Below are 291 nucleotides of genomic sequence, written 5' to 3' on the forward strand. Positions count from 1 at the left end.
GCAGATGTTCCGCCGCTTCGGCTCCGAGGTGACGGTGATCGAAAAGAGCCCGCGGCTGACCGGCCGCGAGGACGAGGACGTCTCGGCCGCCATCCTGTCGATCCTCCAGAACGAAGGCATCACGGTGCATCTCGGCGCCGACGACATCAGTTTTGCCAAGCAGGGCAGCGATGTCGCCGTCACCTTCGCCGCCGGCAAGCCGCCCGCCGTCGGTTCGCATGTGCTGCTGGCGCTCGGCCGCAACCCCAACACCGACGATCTCGGTCTCGACAAGGCCGGCGTCGAGGTCGA

General features: G+C 67.4%; 1 protein-coding gene. It reads left to right on the forward strand.

From position 1 onward, the window contains the following. The coding region (locus EN869_RS34055; RefSeq protein WP_189508268.1) for an FAD-dependent oxidoreductase at positions 1-291 on the forward strand (291 nt) is incomplete at both ends.

It is taken from the genome of Mesorhizobium sp. M2D.F.Ca.ET.226.01.1.1, from assembly GCF_004022705.2.
Classification (GTDB): domain Bacteria; phylum Pseudomonadota; class Alphaproteobacteria; order Rhizobiales; family Rhizobiaceae; genus Mesorhizobium.